The sequence below is a fragment of the Coleofasciculus sp. D1-CHI-01 genome, assembly GCF_040218875.1.
GTDB lineage: Bacteria > Cyanobacteriota > Cyanobacteriia > Cyanobacteriales > Coleofasciculaceae > Coleofasciculus.
The window spans coordinates 1-14,704 of sequence record NZ_JAVJQP010000058.1; the positions used below are offsets into that span (position 1 = coordinate 1).

Annotated in this window: 10 protein-coding genes; all 10 read right to left on the reverse strand. The window is 45.5% G+C overall.

Annotated elements, in window-relative coordinates:
* Positions 1-319: 319 nt before the first annotated feature.
* Entirely contained in the window at positions 320-1,939 is a 1,620-nt protein-coding gene (locus RIB93_RS11230; protein WP_446372869.1) for a 2-isopropylmalate synthase, read from the reverse strand.
* 70 nt (positions 1,940-2,009) lie between these two features.
* Positions 2,010-2,528 (reverse strand): LabA-like NYN domain-containing protein, encoded by a 519-nt coding sequence (locus RIB93_RS11235; protein ID WP_006101490.1) that lies wholly within the window; start codon positions 2,526-2,528, stop codon positions 2,010-2,012.
* A gap of 547 nt (positions 2,529-3,075) precedes the next feature.
* Positions 3,076-3,912, reverse strand: coding sequence for a sulfurtransferase (locus RIB93_RS11240; protein ID WP_446372870.1), 837 nt, complete (start codon positions 3,910-3,912; stop codon positions 3,076-3,078).
* A gap of 13 nt (positions 3,913-3,925) precedes the next feature.
* On the reverse strand, positions 3,926-5,857 hold the full coding sequence (locus RIB93_RS11245; protein WP_446372953.1) for a ShlB/FhaC/HecB family hemolysin secretion/activation protein: 1,932 nt from the start codon (positions 5,855-5,857) through the stop codon (positions 3,926-3,928).
* A 240-nt stretch (positions 5,858-6,097) separates the two neighbouring features.
* On the reverse strand, positions 6,098-6,949 hold the full coding sequence (locus RIB93_RS11250; protein WP_446372871.1) for an MBL fold metallo-hydrolase: 852 nt from the start codon (positions 6,947-6,949) through the stop codon (positions 6,098-6,100).
* A 409-nt stretch (positions 6,950-7,358) separates the two neighbouring features.
* Positions 7,359-7,880: an inorganic diphosphatase gene (locus RIB93_RS11255; RefSeq protein ID WP_446372872.1), complete on the reverse strand. Its 522-nt coding sequence runs from the start codon at positions 7,878-7,880 to the stop codon at positions 7,359-7,361.
* 1,205 nt (positions 7,881-9,085) lie between these two features.
* The gene (locus tag RIB93_RS11260) at positions 9,086-10,045 is read right to left on the reverse strand and encodes a DUF362 domain-containing protein (protein ID WP_446372873.1); all 960 of its coding nucleotides are present in this window, start codon (positions 10,043-10,045) and stop codon (positions 9,086-9,088) included.
* A 28-nt stretch (positions 10,046-10,073) separates the two neighbouring features.
* Complete coding sequence (locus tag RIB93_RS11265) at positions 10,074-10,355, reverse strand: hypothetical protein (protein ID WP_446372874.1); 282 nt, start codon at positions 10,353-10,355, stop codon at positions 10,074-10,076.
* A 34-nt stretch (positions 10,356-10,389) separates the two neighbouring features.
* On the reverse strand, positions 10,390-11,805 hold the full coding sequence (locus RIB93_RS11270) for an aspartate ammonia-lyase (RefSeq protein WP_446372875.1): 1,416 nt from the start codon (positions 11,803-11,805) through the stop codon (positions 10,390-10,392).
* Between the two features lie 182 nt (positions 11,806-11,987).
* Positions 11,988-14,516: an alpha-L-rhamnosidase-related protein gene (locus RIB93_RS11275; RefSeq protein ID WP_446372876.1), complete on the reverse strand. Its 2,529-nt coding sequence runs from the start codon at positions 14,514-14,516 to the stop codon at positions 11,988-11,990.
* Between the last annotated feature and the right edge of the window lie 188 nt (positions 14,517-14,704).

Consider the following 14,704-nt stretch of genomic DNA (forward strand, 5'->3'; position numbering starts at 1 on the left):
TAGCCCTCTCCTACAAGGAGAGGGAAGCGGAATAATATTTTTTATTTGGAGGGGCTTTGATGCTCCCCCTTCCGTGCAAAAAAAGCGAAGCATCCTTTGTCCTCCCCGTGCAAAAAAAGTGAAACATCCTCTGTCCTCCCCGTGCAAAAAAAGTGAAACATCCTCTGTCCTCCCCCCTCTTGTAGGGGGGAACGAGGGGGGTAGGGGGGAACGAGGGGGGTAGGGGGGAACGAGGGGGGTTGGGAAGGGGGCTGGGGGGTTAGGTTTTTCCAATTCGCCAGCAGTATCTTCAAGACGTCGGGGATCGGGTAAGGATAGATTAAACTGAGGCTACCGCTTTATCTGTCTCGCGATCGCGACTTTCTTGACCTTGCCCCTGTAACCAAGCATAGAGTCGGTTCAGGGCATTCACATAGGCTTGGGCTGATGCCACAATAATATCGGTATTGGCAGCATGACCGGAAAAGACACGACTGTTATAACGTAGGCGAATGGTAACTTCCCCTAGGGCGTCAATCCCGGCTGTCACTGACTGCACCGAATATTCAATCAGTTCATTCGGAACATTCACCACGCGGTTAATCGCTTTATACACTGCATCCACTGGACCGGTTCCAATCGCCGCATCCATCAATTCTTCACCTTCTGGGGTGCGTAAGGTTACGGTAGCCGTAGGACGAGCGTGATCCCCACAAGATACCTGAACTAATTCCAGATGGAAGAGTTCGGGAACTTGGCTGATTTCGTCGTTAACCAGTGCTTCTAAGTCCCAATCGGATACGTCTTTTTTCTTATCCGCCACTTCTTTAAAGCGGACAAATGCCTTATTCAACTCCGTCTCGGACAGATCAAACCCCAATTCCTTCAGACGGTTGCGGAAGGCGTTGCGCCCGGAATGCTTACCCAAGACAATCTGATTATCAGTTAAGCCGATTAACTTGGCATCCATGATTTCATAAGTCAACTTATTTTTGAGGACACCATCTTGGTGAATTCCCGATTCGTGGGCAAAAGCGTTTGCGCCGACAATTGCTTTATTCGGTTGTACTAACATTCCGGTTAAATTCGATACTAACCGCGAGGTTTTGTAAATCTGGCGCGTGTCAATATTGGTTAAGGCTTCCTCTGACTCCGCAGGGCGTCCAAAATAGGGGTTGTAGAATTGCCGCCGAACGTGCAATGCCATGACGAGTTCTTCTAAGGCAGCATTTCCGGCTCGTTCACCGATACCGTTAATCGTACATTCTAACTGTCGCGCCCCATTTTTCACGGCTTCCAGGAAGTTGGCAACGGCTAATCCTAGGTCATTGTGACCATGAACGGAGATAATCGCTTGGTCGATATTGGGGACGTTTTCTTTTATCCCGCGAATCAATGCGCCAAATTCAGTGGGAGTGGTGTAGCCCACGGTATCGGGAATATTCACCGTTGTCGCCCCCGCCGCGATCGCACGTTCTAGCACTTCGTAGAGAAACTCTGGATCAGAACGCCCTGCGTCTTCGGGGGAAAACTCCACATCCTCGACAAAGGATTTGGCATACGCCACCATTTCCTCTGCGATCGCCAATACCTCTGGTCGAGTCTTTTTCAGTTTATATTTTAGATGAATATCAGATGTGGCGATAAATGTATGAATTCGCCCATGGGCAGCGGGTTTGAGGGCTTTGGCTGCGGCTTCAATATCCTGACGAGTGGCTCGGGCTAACCCACAAATTGTCGGTCCTGACTCTACGCCTACAGTTTGGGCAATCTTTTGCACCGCCTCAAAGTCACCGACACTGGCATACGGGAACCCGGCTTCAATCACATCCACACCGAGTCGTGCTAGTTGCCGTGCGATCGTTAGTTTCTCCTCTACATTTAATGTGGCTCCAGGACACTGTTCGCCATCGCGCAGCGTGGTATCAAAAATAATAATTCGATTGGGTTGTGTGTTCATTTGATTGTCTCCAGTCAGAACTCGTTAATCTTCAATGAGTTAAATCATAAGGGCTAGTTTGTGTGATTAATCAAGAATCCGTTTTCTCGATATAATCACGTATATCATTTAAGTCGATATACCGATCTGTAGCATTTCTTAATTCTCTAGCAATCATTCCTTCCGTTGATACGACTGTAATGTGAGTATTTTTTGAACGCAGCAACTCGATTGCTCGTTCAAAATCACCATCTCCACTAAACAGAATAACTCGGTCATACTGTTCTACAGTATTAAACATATCAACAACAATTTCTATATCAAGATTAGCTTTTTGGGAGTAGCGACCCGAACTATCATCATAATACTCTTTTAAAATTTTAGTTCGGACGGTGTAACCTAGGCTAATTAAGGCATCTCTAAATCCGCGCTGATCTTGAGGATCTTTTAATCCGGTATACCAAAATGCATTAACCAGAACAATATGGGGTTCTTTTCTAAAATATTCTAAGACCCGCTTTGGATCAAAGAACCAGCCATTTTTTTGTTGAGCATAGAACATATTATTCCCATCAACAAAAATAGAAATACGGTTCATCGAGCAAGGCATATAAACTCAGACCTAATAGTTTTGGGAAATTTAAGTGAACTTCTTATTTTAGCAATTTTAATCTAAATATTGGCTGATAGTTAGTCTATCGGCGTAATTCCTAAGCGTTTTAGCGCCATCTAAATTGTCTTACTCTCTCACCTCCAAGTTCAATCTCCTGGCAAAGAAACTCATGTCACTAGATTTCTCTCTGCTTTAGAAAACCTTAGCAACTCGATAGGACGTAGACAGGGAGCTATCTTCAAGCTATTCTCAGGGTTGAGAATAACACCAACCCATTCGCTGTAGATGTACTTTATCGACTTCGGCGATTCACCCCCAACTATACCCGATCAGAGTTAGTTGAGGATGAATCGCCAGTCATAGCAAGTTTGCTTGCATTTAAGTCAACAAGTGTGATAATATTACATGGTTTTTTATGAATATACTGATATAAGCATAATTCTACCGTGGGGTATCAGGAAAGTCACGCCTAGGCGAGAGATGGAACTTCTACCTTGGTGTTTATGGAATGCAAGTTCCATAGAATCTAGAAGAAGGAAGATTGTCAAACAGAGGTTTCTGCTAAGTAAGAACACCAGTCGCTCCAACTTCCAGCATAAAGCTTACCCCTTCCTGTTCCGGCTAATTCCAGAGATAAGAGATTCACGCAGGCGGTGACTCCAGAGCCACAATAAACAATAATGTCTGATTTATCTTGGATATCCTGCCATCGCTGTTTTTGCTGATTGGGGGAGTGGAGATAACCTTGAGCATTAGTCACCTCTTGCCAAGGGTAATTAATGGCTCCAGGGATATGACCCGCAACGGGGTCAATCGGTTCATGCTCTCCTAAATAGCGATCGCGTGCCCGTGAATCAACCAAAGCCACTTCCGGTAACTCTTTCCGGGTTTTGACCCCGTTGATATCAACCACCCACTCAGAGCGCACTTGCGGCACAAACTGCCCCGGTTGAGGTTCCGGTATCGCATCGGTTACCGGATACCCTTGGGATTGCCATGCACCCCAGCCCCCATCTAGTACCGCCACGCGATCGTGTCCCAGGTAACGCAGTAACCACCACAGACGCGCCGCAAACGCAAAACGGGAATCATCATAAGCCACGACTAAGGTTTCACCGAATCTGACCCCAATCGCAGCAAGTTTTTGGGCAATTCGGTTGGGATCAGGTAAGGGATGACGCCCGCCATGACGTTCCACAGGGGCAGACAGATCTTGGTTCAAATCCAAGTAATACGCTCCCGGAATGTGACTCGTCTGATACTCTTTATATCCCTGTTGCGGATCAGCAAGGGCAAAACGGCAATCAATGACGACCACTTGCGGATCATCGAGGTGTTCTTTTAGAAATTGGGTTGAAATAATAAAAGGATGATCAGTCATTAGATAAAAATTATCAAAACGGATTAATCGTTATCGAAAAATATACGCCATTTTCTTGCCAAGTATCATCCTCAGAATCAACTGAAATCAAGGGAATCCCCCAATCTAAGCGAGCTGTAATGCGATCGCCTTGTTGCCATTGTAGTCCTAACCCCAATGATGCCAAACTACTGGGATCAGGATCATCAATATCGCCGTTATTCCAGGTTGTACCCACATCCACGAAGGGAGTCACCTGTAAAATACCGTCCCATTCAGGAATGCGTAAAATCGGTACCCGCACCTCAGCCGAGGCAAAGGCACCATTATCCGTGAGTCGAATATCTTGGCGATAGCCGCGCACACTCCCTAGCCCCCCTAGCCCAATCTGCTCAACGGGTAACAAATCTTGAGCCGCCAGTTGAAGATCACCGCGAAGCACCAGTAATGTATCCGGGGCTAAAAGTCTCACCCACTGGGCTTGACCCCGCCAGGAAAAGAAGAGACTATCCGGCTCATCATCATTGACTGTGGCATCAAAGATACCCAGACCTAAATTAAACTGAGAGCGTAGGGCAAAGACTTCACTTGCCCCTCGTTGAGTCCACTCTTGAAAGAATCGCAGGGCGGAAACGCGAATCTCTCCATCTTCATCAGCCCCGAGAGAGGGAAAACCCACTCTTTCTCCCACTACGTCTTCTAAGAACACGGTTTGAGTATTCCGACGGGACGCGGTTAAACCCAAGGCAAATTCTTTGGTTGGCGTTTCCAGAAGGGGTTGACGAAACGTCAGGTCAAAACTGGTGGAGTCGGATTGGATATCGAGAAGGTTAAATGGATCTTCAATAATCTCACTAGAGGTGTTGCTAAAGCTAAAGCTAACCGTGCCATTACGCGGATTAACGGGTAGGGTGTAGTTAAATTCAATCTCGTCGCTACCATCCGTATTCGTATAGCTAAGCGTTGCGCCATCGCCGAATCCGAGTAAGTTGGCTTGGGTGATAGACGCCCCACGCCGGAAGCTACCCACACTAGGGGAACGTCCATTGTTAGCAAACAGTTGGTAACTCCAAGTGTTTGCTTCAATAACATCAACAATGACTAAACTGGTACCAGGTCCAGAACCCGTTGAGAGTTCAGCCGAGACATTTTCGATCAGGGGATCGAGTTGCAAAAGACGTAGGGATTCCAGTAGATGTGGCACGTTCAGGGGTTTGGGATTCGCCACAGCAATCCGCGATCGCACGTAGCCCGGGCGCAGACGACGTAATCCATTCACCTGAATCTCTTCAAGTCCGCCTTCGACAATTTCAATGGTTACGGTGTCTTGGGTGAGGGGTTGAGGTGGAATGAAGGCACCAGACGTGGCATAGCCGTTGTCTACGTATAACTGGGTGACAGTCGTTCTAGCATTGAGCAGTTCAGCAAAGGTAATCGGGCGATTCGTGAACTCCGCCGTTACTTCGGCTAACTCTTCATCACTAAAGGCAGTGTTACCGATGAATTCAAATTGGTTCACCGTAATTTGCTCGCTTGTGTCACCCTCCGGCGTCTCCGGCGTCTCCGGCGTTGTTGGTGAAAATTCCGGGGGTTCGAGAAGCTGTTCGGGGGGAGGTAGTGTGGGAGAGGGTGTGGCTTCTGGTTGCCTTGAGGGAGGCGGTGGCTCAATGTCTTGAGGCGGAGGGAGTTCCGGAATTGAGGGACTATCACGGGGAGTGGTGCGATCGGGAACTTGAGCGTTGAATGTTGAGTGTTGGGTGTTGAGTGTTGACCCAACCCTAGGTGCATCGGGAACCTGGATGGAATCTTCTGCCTTTGTGAGAGATAAAGACTTATCAGCTGAGGACTTACTGTTTGTGGGGATAGGCAGAGTTTGAGCGTTTACCGAGGGAGCTAGCCAGAACGCCGCCCATAATGCTGCTATAGAAGTGACTAGAATTTGCCCGTTGGAATTCACACCAATCATCTTGCTCATTTGTAAAAAATAAAGAGGCTAATTATCAAAGAACTTGCCCCTGATGTGATGAATCGCTTGATTCTTACACCGATTCCGTGACCTGCCAATAGGGTCAGTGCGCTTTAATTTTCTTTTTTCGTTTGGGAATAACCGCAATGAGGTATTTGATTGAGTTTTTCTTGGCTCAAATACAAATGAATTATGTTAATATAAATTATTTTTTTGCTTAAAGTGTCAAAACGTCTCCGATTAACAGATTGGTATAACCATACCCTCACGAGCCAGTACGTCATTGGGAAAGACCGATTTCACTTGGGATTCCATCCATTCAAGAAATTCATCATCATGGTCAGGATGGTAATGAGACATCACAATTCGTTTAACTCCTGCGGCTTTAGCTGTAGCTAAACCGGTTTGCCCGAGTTGGTCTTGCCAGTCTAAAGGGGAAGGTTTTAGAGAATCATTTGCACGAATATTACAGGGAGCATCCAAAATGAGCAAGTCAGCATGGCGGGCTAAGTGCAACAAATTTTGATCCAGCTGATCGGGTGATTGGGAGTAAGCGATCGCATAGACGACGGAATGACCATTCCAAGTGATTCGGTAGCCCATTGAATGGGAGGCAGCGTTGAGTAAAACGGTTTCAACGACTAGATCATCTACAGTGATTTTATCACCCGAACCCAGTTCGTAAAATTTTAGCTCCGATTGCATGACCTGGAGGGGAACGGGAAAATTAGGTGCTAACATTTGCCGCCCTAGGCGCTTTTCGATTGATTCTCCGTTTGTTGCTTTAGCACCATAGATGTGGAAACAATTGCCGGGGATAAAGGCAGGTGTAAAAAAAGGAAATCCCTGAATGCTGTCCCAGTGGCAGTGAGTGAAGAACAGGTAAGCTTCTAGGGGCATTTGGCGGAGTAAATGGTTGCCGAGAAGTCGCAAACCACTCCCCCCATCAAAAATGAGGCGTTTGGAACCGACACGCATTTCCACACAGGAGGTATTGCCACCATAGCGTACCGTTTCTTTTCCTGGAGCCGAAACTTTACCTCGGACGCCCCAAAATTGGACAACAAAATTGACGGTAGGGCCAGTTACCATGTTGGCTATAACATTAAATGTGCGGGGACTGGGTGACGCTGGATCAGAATCTGGCATCGTTCAATTGAGTGAGCTGCCCTTAGCCAAGCTTCACGCCAAGCAATTTCCACTATATGATACTCAGATAAGGGTACTTTGGGTGAGATAGTTGCTAAGGCTTTTGTGTCCAAGGGGGCAAATTAGGTATTTTTAAAGGATATTACGTCGGGAGAGCTTGTACAAAAATGACGATTAATATACGGCTTTCCACTAGGTTGAATTTTCTAGCACCCTGCTTCCGATCAGGAAGTTTCTCTCAAGTCTGTTAATTTTAGCGTGCTTGGTGGACTTGACTTGTGAGTTCTGTCACAAAAAGCGGCGATGAGTACTGTAGGGGTTTGGTAACCAAACCCCTACTTAGGCTACTGAACTATCTGCCACCCTTGTCCCCGGCGGCGATACACTTCTCAACCAGTGGCATAACCTCCTTGATATCCTTCCAGCCTAGAATTTCCGTGACTTTTTTCTCCAGATTTTTGTAAGTCTTGAAAAATTCAGCAATTTCATCCAACCGATGCTCGGCAACATCTTTGAGCGATTTCACTTGAGCATAGCGTGGATCTTTGTCAGGAACACAGAGGATTTTCTCGTCGCGATCGCCCGAGTCAATCATCTCCAGCATACCAATGGGGCGGGCAGTAATGACACAACCGGGAAAGGTTGGCTGATCCATCATCACCATACCATCAAGGGGGTCACCGTCATCGGCTAAGGTGTTTGGGATAAAGCCGTAATCATAAGGATATTGCACCGAGGAATATAAGACTCGATCAAGGGCAAAAGCCTGTAAATCTTTGTCGTACTCGTACTTGTTTTTACTCCCGGCTGGAATTTCAATTAAAACGTTGATCAGTCCCGGTTTGGGTTGACTTGGAATGCGTGATAAATCCATGACTAAATCGTGTAAGCGACACAGCAGATGGGGATCACCTAACTATCCAAGGGTGGCGTTTCCCCACACTGCCTTTTCTGTTATACAACTTTGCTGGCATCTTCCCCTGCCTTAAGGCAGGGGGAACAGCCTAATGAAATTGGCTCTCATTGGCTCTGAGTCCATGTCTACATCATCTAGGGCAGATGGGGTATAAGGAAAAAGTACCCCAGTTTAAACGGGGGTGACATCATCGGATTTTGTACCAGCCAAAAGACTCTCGATTAGATTAAGACTTTATTGATCACTTCATCGTTATTTTGTTATTTAATAATTTTGCCAATTGTTTATTTCTGACCTTGGCAGTGAGTAGGGTGTTGTCGGCAAAACATCTAAGCTGCCAGACGAGTAATAAGCAATGGCTAAGAAAGGTAAGGTCAGCGTTAAAAAAGCCATTACCGCACCTATAATTTCTGCCCACCTATGAGGATGGGGTTCAGAAGAGTTGGCAGACGAGCCGCTTGATTCCATAAATGAGGTTTTGATCAGAACTTGAGTCAATTTATAATTGATCTGAAAATGGGGTAAACTATCAACCCATGGTGTCTATTTTAACAAGTTTTTTCGCAATAATTGTTTTCTAGTCAACAATTCGCATAAAACCTGACGTTTTACTACTTAGGACATCTGTTTTCCCCAAACAACTGACCTTAGACAGATTGACGAGACAGATTGACGTGAGTCCTAGTGCATCCTCGCAGAAGTTTTTGACCCTCTCTTAGAAAGGAGACAAGGAAGAGCCTTAGTCAAGCTTGGCAAGTCCAACGGTACGTTAGCGTAGCGATAAGATGTCTAACCCAGGAGATCAAAGCATGGTGAGTGGGTTTAAACTCAAAACTTGACCTAAGCCACTTTACCATAGTTTTCAGCAAACAATGCTGTAAAAAGTCAGCTTAATAAAACTCTATTGATTAGGGATTACGTATCATAGGTGACATTTAATTTTCCTAACTAAAACCCTAACAGTAAACACCTAATCTATTCTAATTCCAGTCAGAAAATACAAAAAACCGCCTCTAACACTAGGCGGTGGAATTAAGCAATCGGAGGGTAGTATTAGATTACGTTCTTTCCTTCTTGGGAGACTGTAACAATGTTTACCAAATAATTCCTTTTTGAGTTTTCAATGTTAAATTTTGCTCAAAAATGATACGACAATTATCACATTAGCGATGAGCATACACGCCCATTGGTTCTTTGATCCACCGGATGTAAAAATGCTTAAATGTAGAGCGAATCAGGCGAGGCATCCCAAAATCAATCGGCATTAACCGATCCGGTAGCTTCCAATCGAGTACATTGATATCGGCTGGGTGCAGGTGAGGAAAATCTAAAGTGTCCAGAGTTGGACTTAACCCCAAGTTCATCGCGGCGGCTAGAGTGGGGACTTGAGTCGGATCGATATTGAGTAAATTCGCGATCGCACAATCCAAAGCAAATACATCCGCCGACGCCGCCAGGGTATCCAAGCGTCGGGGTTCACCCCCACTCGGACCATTGCCCTCATGAGCGACGATTGCATCCATAATCGTCAAATTCGGATTAATTGCCCGCGCCGTTTCCACTAACATTTCCCCAAACCGCAAGGCATCCTTACCTGCTTCAGCGTGCCACCAGGCTTTCATTTTACCAGGGACGCAGCCAAATAAATTCTTAACCCCCAGCGTCAGGGTTAACTGGGTGTGAGACTTCAGCTTGGGTAAATTAATCACCACATCGGCATCCATCGCTTCTTTGCACAGGCGCAGATGGTTAAAGGTATGGCTAACCGTTTGATAACGCTGACCATGGAATTCGACAATGGGTATGTTAAGTTCCTCCATCATTGGGCCATAGCCATTCGCCTGTGCTACCCCCTTAGCTGTACCAAAGGCGGGACTATCACCTAGAAACGGTTGACCCCCCGCTTCCTTAACCAATTGGGCGATAGTGTAAACCAGTTCGGGGCGAGTAATACATTCTTTTCCCGGACGTCCAGCCGTCAGCAGATTAGGCTTGAGGAGGACGCGATCGCCTACTTTGACAAATGCCCTAATCCCGCCCAATGGTTCCAGCAAGGTTTCTATGGCGGTTCTCAATGGCTGTTGGTTATAGGAATCTGCCCGAATTAAACTAACGCTAGACATAAGTGTCGTGAAATAGCTTTAGTTTATCTTAGACCTTCGCGCCACGGGACAGAGCCGTGACTCGTTGACAATCTGCGAAGACACCATCCCCTTCCAGTTGAGTTAGCTGGGGTGTCACTTCGACTTTGACAACTTGAGATGTCAGGATGATCACGGTTTGATCGAACAGATGCAGCGTTAACCACGGTTGACTGAGGAAATCAGCAAGTTGTTCGCTAAAGGCTTCTGGTGTCACCGGAATATCAAAGGATTCGGTTTCGCCATTGATGTAATGAAAGGTGATTTGGGTAAAACTATCTTGACTTTGCATGGTTAGTCCTTTGTCTTATGTCCTTTGTCATTCGTCATTCGTTAGGCAACAAGGCACTCATTTTATCAAGATCGAGTACCTTGGCTAAGTCTTCAGCACTCATCAAGCCTTTATCGAGTACGATTTGTCGTAGAGATTTGCCTGTTTCCAGAGATTCCTTGGCGACAGCCGCCGCGTTGAGATAACCGATGTGGGGATTCAGGGCGGTGACTAATGCTAGACTGCCTTCGGCGTAGTCCAAACAGCGATCGCGTCGGGCTGTGATTCCGGCTAGACACTTTTGCGTCAGGGCAGATAGGGTATTGCCTAAAATTTCAATACTATGAATCAGATTATAGGCAATCAGCGGCATCATCACATTCAACTCCAATTGACCCGCTTGAGCAGCCAAGGCGATCGCGCTGTCATAGCCCATCACCTGAAAGCATACCATCGAAGTCATTTCCGCCATCACCGGATTATATTTTCCTGGCATAATCGATGATCCCGGCTGTACTGGGGGAAGTTGAATTTCCTTGAATCCGGTTTTGGGTCCTGAATCCATTAGCCGCAAGTCATGGGAAATTTTCACCAAATCCTGTGCCAAATTGCGTAAACTGCCCGATACATTCACAAATGGTGCCATACTCTGCATCGCCGCCATGAGATGGGGGGCAGATTTGAGGGGTTGATCCACCAGTTGGGCAAGAATTTGGGCAACCTGATGGCGATAGTCGGGATGGGTGTTTAATCCGGTTCCTGTGGCACTTCCACCTAACCCCAGTACCATTAAATCTTCCGACGCCCGTTCAATCCGAGTGGTATGATCGGTGAGAATTTGCGCCCACGCCCGAAAGTCTTCCCCCAGGCGCACGGGTACGGCGTCTTGAAGATGGGTTCTGCCGGATTTAACTACATCTTGGAATTCATCGCCTTTGTTATCCAGGGCGGTAATCGCATCAGATAGGGCGGGATACAAGGTGTGTTCTAACGCCAACAGCGCCCCGATTCTAATCGCGGTGGGGATAACATCATTGGTGGATTGTCCATAGTTGACATGATCATTAGGGCTAACCCGTTTATAGTTCCCCTTTTCATCACCCAGAATTTCCAATGCCCGATTTGCCAGCACCTCATTAATATTCATGTGGTGGGATGTGCCAGCACCCGCTTGGTACACATCGACGACAAATTGATCCCGCCATTGCCCTTTGAGGATTTCATCCGCCGCTTGGATAATCACTTGGCTAATCTCTTGGGGAATACAGCCCAGATTACCATTCGCGATCGCGGTGGCTTTTTTAATCAGTACACAGGCGTCGATATAGGTGGGTAAGGGTTTAATCCCGCTGATGGGAAAGTTTTCGATCGCCCGTAGGGTTTGAATCCCGTAGTAGGCGTGGCTGGGGATTTCGCGTTCCCCCATAGAATCCCGTTCGATTCGATATCCTGCACCGGATTTATCAGTCATAAGTCACTTAACACTCTCTCACTTAGGCTTAGGCGGGGTGGGTTTTGAGAAAACTTTATCATTAAATTGAGGGAACAGGGAACAGTGAACAGGGAACAGGGAACAGGGAACAGGGAACAGTAAGGATTTGAGGCTTTTTAACATTTATTAGAACAGCGGACAGAATTTATGTCCTTTTTCGGTCAAGATAATGCCGCTAATTTAATTTGAGCAATATTCACATAATTGTAAGGTCCTGAATGTCCTACCTTACCACCTGTATAGTTAGCATTATGGGCAAAACTTGACATGTTAATGGCTTGCTCATCGCCAAAAATCTTGATTTCGTAATTCTGGTCAGCGATTAAGTCTACTTGAGTAAAAATGACAGAAGACTCTAACCAGCGATCCCAAGTGCCAAGATGGGGCATTACTAGACAACCATCTGCCACCACTTGATTATTTTGTAAATTCGTCATTTGCAAATGTTTAACCCCACAAGTGATACCTGTATTGATCGATCCGGCTCCATTCCCGGCAACTACCTGAATCGCGTGAGCGCCACTAAACTGAGCTTTTATCTGAACCGTAATCTGATGTCCAGGTTCGCCCCAATTTTCAAAATGTTTTCTACCATGACGTTCAGAAAGTTGACCCCCGATCGCGGAAAATTGGTCAGCATTAACCGAATAAATGCGATGGTTATTAGCCCCCCAATAACAGCAGGGATGAGAACGTTGGGAAATTGTGCCTGTGTTGGTGTAAATCGTTTCCAGATTATAACAATAGCTAGGCGATCGCATTCCCTCACTATTTTGATCTCGCCAACTTGTCAGATGACCTGAGAGTCCCCTAGCCATTAATTGTCCATCTCGATAAATATTAACTGTAACTTCATCTGGATTTTCGCCATTCAGATTAAATTTAATCTCTAATTGGTTCTCTATAGGCGTGATGGATTCAATGATAGGCGATCGAGGTGCAAACCTATATCTATACTCTTCCAGGTTGCTAATGATATTAATCGGATGATATTTTGAGTCTGCTTCTCCTAAATTCACCTCGATTACATTACTTTTATCAAGCATTGCCTCTGTAATTTCAGAGGTAACTCTTTGTCCATTGAGACGAATCTCTCCAACTGTATAAACACCCTCCATCTGTTCAGTCACAGGGGGTAAATTAACAGTAATATTCAGTGTATGTGATTCATAGGGAAACTCATTTAGAACTAACTGATTTGACTTAGGTAAGAGAACGTTACGAAATTCACGGGTAATATAAGGAGCAATGTGAATCCCTGAATCTGTCCAAGAGAGTCCAAAAATAATGTCATAGATCATGGACAAATAACCCGCTACTGACCATAATTGACGGGGTGAATTTACGGGAGGTTCTTTTGGTTCAGTATCTAGTTCAACCCTTCCACTTACGGCATCAAAGTTTTCCATGTTCGATAAACTCAAGGCTGCACCTCGAACTAAGGAAATCATTCCCAGAGTTACAACTTGATCATTTCCGACTTTTTTAGCTGCCCTGAGCCAATAAGCGGTAACAAAGGGCCAAATGGCTTGGTTATGATAAATGAGAGTATCCCTTTGTTGAGGAAAAATAACCGCAGCCCCTTTGGGGAAATGGGGGTAGTTAGAAACGATTTGAGCGGCTTGTGTTTCCTCGGCAATATCAAGTAAAATAGCCAAGGCATTGCCTAATAAATCATATTGATGTGCAGCACCGGGAGCAAAAGTTGTCGTGATAAAGGTAGAATAGAGTTTGGAGTCTGGTAAATAGAGGTGAGTGCGGATGGCTTGACCTAAATCCTGCGCCCATTGACTGTATTTTTTTTGTTCAGAATTGTTACCTAATTCTCCAGCCAGAGAAGCCGCTAACTGTAAGGCATTAAAGTGACAGCAATTCGTCGAAAGGGCTTTTGACATGCCAATTTGTACCGGATCTTCAGCCATCCATCGAGGATAACTTTGTTCTCGCCAATCTAAGAATGATTGTTCTCCGCGATAAAGCCCATCTTGGCAATCAAAAATGACTTGGCGATCCTGTTCAATCGTATTTTTGAGTGCTTCATAAGCACAACGGGCAAAGTCTTTCCGTGTCTTACCTTGAAGTTGTTGCAATAAAGCCTGACAACCAAACGACCAAACTACGCGATCGCTTGATATAGGATAACTGCCTCCTGTACCCGTATCTTGTATAATTTGCTGGTTACCCCCTGCTCGAATTTCAGAGAGTTTAAAGTTCAAAGAATTTAAAGAACGAATGGGATCAATTGTAGCTAAACTCAGATGCACAGCATAGGAAATATCTCGTGTCCAAATATAAGTCCAGAATAAACCTGTCTCAAAATAGCCTCCTTCAGGTGCAGGAATCCCTTGTCCATTACGATAGGCACTATCTTTAATATCAGACACTGAACATTGGCGAACTTCGTCTATGGCTAGAGCGTAAAGTGCATCAAACCACGTATGATTGCTATGTAGGGTAGGATAATCCTTTGATTCGACAATTTGCCGGGGATTGACTAAATAGTCTTGATAACTTCGACGTTGATTACCATGATTAAATTTAGTTTGAAAAGGTGCATTAGTTCGTATAGAAAATACTCTTGTTTTTCCTGTATAATCAACCGTAAAGCTTGCTTTATATGAACTATATTTTTCTCCTAATACTTCTATTCCATCAGTTCCTTCAGACAGTAAAAGTGATAGATTTTTCATTTCAGAAAACCTTATTAGCCGAGTTGTAGTCCTCTACAGGAGAGACTTCAGATTAAGTAGATCGGTGGAAATAAAGCTACTTCTATTACCACAGACAGATCCCCGACTTCTTGAAGAAGTCGGGGATCTTGCTTATGTACCTCATCAACCTACCAAATCTGCTGTAAATTCTGTACATAACCCTCAAA

Bases quoted from the DNA above. Each gene is read 5' to 3' on its own strand.
- RIB93_RS11230 (WP_446372869.1), bottom strand. From the start codon at position 1,939: ATGAACACACAACCCAATCGAATTATTATTTTTGATACCACGCTGCGC.
- RIB93_RS11235 (WP_006101490.1), bottom strand. From the start codon at position 2,528: ATGCCTTGCTCGATGAACCGTATTTCTATTTTTGTTGATGGGAATAAT.
- RIB93_RS11240 (WP_446372870.1), bottom strand. From the start codon at position 3,912: ATGACTGATCATCCTTTTATTATTTCAACCCAATTTCTAAAAGAACAC.
- RIB93_RS11245 (WP_446372953.1), bottom strand. From the start codon at position 5,857: ATGATTGGTGTGAATTCCAACGGGCAAATTCTAGTCACTTCTATAGCA.
- RIB93_RS11250 (WP_446372871.1), bottom strand. From the start codon at position 6,949: ATGGTAACTGGCCCTACCGTCAATTTTGTTGTCCAATTTTGGGGCGTC.
- RIB93_RS11255 (WP_446372872.1), bottom strand. From the start codon at position 7,880: ATGGATTTATCACGCATTCCAAGTCAACCCAAACCGGGACTGATCAAC.
- RIB93_RS11260 (WP_446372873.1), bottom strand. From the start codon at position 10,045: ATGTCTAGCGTTAGTTTAATTCGGGCAGATTCCTATAACCAACAGCCA.
- RIB93_RS11265 (WP_446372874.1), bottom strand. From the start codon at position 10,355: ATGCAAAGTCAAGATAGTTTTACCCAAATCACCTTTCATTACATCAAT.
- RIB93_RS11270 (WP_446372875.1), bottom strand. From the start codon at position 11,805: ATGACTGATAAATCCGGTGCAGGATATCGAATCGAACGGGATTCTATG.
- RIB93_RS11275 (WP_446372876.1), bottom strand. From the start codon at position 14,516: ATGAAAAATCTATCACTTTTACTGTCTGAAGGAACTGATGGAATAGAA.